Genomic DNA, 1,570 nt, shown 5'->3' with positions numbered 1-1,570 from the left:
GTAACTATTCAGGTCTAATTTCTTCGGTTTAATTTTTTATAAAAAAAGAGGTTAGTTATTCACATTTCACTGTATAACTTCTATTGATTACTTTAGGTTTATTGCAATAAAAATCTGTTTTTTGTAATACAAATTATTGGTATGGACAGCGATAAATTTCTGAAACTTATTGAAATGCTCGAAAAGGAGTCAGCTGCCCGTATATCAGAAAACTTAGCTTTTCAGCAAACTATCCAGCAATTAAATGAAACCATTATCGGTCTTAATGCTACCATTGGTAGCTTAATGGAAGAGAATCGCTTGTTAAAGGGTCCTAAAAAGAATAGTCATAATAGTTCGGTCCCACCCTCCAAAGATGAAAACCGTCCGCTTAAAAAAACCAATAGTTTACGTAAGTCCAGCGGAAAGAAACCCGGAGCTCAGCAAGGTCATGATGGGCATACTCTTTTGATGTCCGGCTCTCCGGATATTATTGAAAATCATGCCCCGCAGTTCTGTAACTGTTGCGGACTGGGCTTGGAAGCTGTGCAAGGTGAATTACTGAACCGCCGCCAAGTGGTTGATATTCCTGCTGTCCTTCCCACTTATAAGGAGCATCGCATCTTTGCAAAAAGATGTAGCTGCGGACATACTACAGGTGGCAGCTTTCCGAATGGGGTAAATGCCCCGGTGAGCTATGGAGCTAATACTCATGCACAGATCGCTTATCTGCATACGCGTCAGTATATGCCCGTTGCGCGTATTGCTGAACATTTTCGTGTGCTTTACAACATGGCTATCAGCCAGGGTACAATCTGCAATATACTGGGGCGTTTTGCTGATAAAGCATTATCGGCCTATGAGTTGATCAAAACCAAGGTAGCAGCAGCTCGGGTTGTGGGAGCCGATGAAACAGGAATGAAAATCAACGGAAAGAAGAACTGGTTTTGGACCTGGCAAAGTAAATTTGCTACCTACATTGTAGCAGCTACCAATAGAGCCTATCAAACCGTTACTGACCATTTTCCTCTTGGATTTCCAAATGCCATATTGGTTCATGACTGTTGGTCCAGCCATCTCACAACAACTGCCCAAGGGCATCAGTTGTGTATCGCCCATCTGCTCAGGGAACTTAACTACTTCAAACAAAAGTACAATTGTCTGTGGGCCGGCAAGATCTTCGAACTCTTTATGCGGGCTCTTGAACTCAAGAAAAAATTACAACCAGGCCAATACGGTAAACCAATAAAAGAACGATCTGAAATCGAAGCGACACTCAATGAACTCTGCACCCGGGTTATCGATCCTGCATATCCAGATGTGTTAACCTTTCAAAAAAGGATCATGAAACACAGAGATCATGTGCTGACATTTTTATATCAATATGAAGTGCCTGCACATAATAATGCATCCGAACAGGCAATAAGAAATGTAAAGGTCAAACTCAAAGTCTCAGGAATGTTTAAATCATGGACTGGTGCAAACATATATGCAATAATACGTTCGATAACGGATACATGTATCAAGAACAACCAAAATATATTAAACGCATTCACAAATATTGCAAATAGCTAGCAACCTGAATAGTTAC

Annotated in this window: 1 protein-coding gene; it reads left to right on the top strand. The window is 40.8% G+C overall.

Annotated features, from left to right (window positions below):
• Positions 1–141: 141 nt before the first annotated feature.
• On the top strand, positions 142–1,554 hold the full coding sequence (gene tnpC, locus AC07UV_RS25610) for an IS66 family transposase (RefSeq protein ID WP_495185839.1): 1,413 nt from the start codon (positions 142–144) through the stop codon (positions 1,552–1,554).
• Positions 1,555–1,570 lie beyond the last annotated feature (16 nt).

Source organism: Sphingobacterium sp. GW821-FHT03E03 (assembly GCF_059420745.1).
The sequence above is the reverse complement of the archived record's forward strand: the minus strand, read 5'-3'. Positions and strand labels throughout refer to the sequence as shown.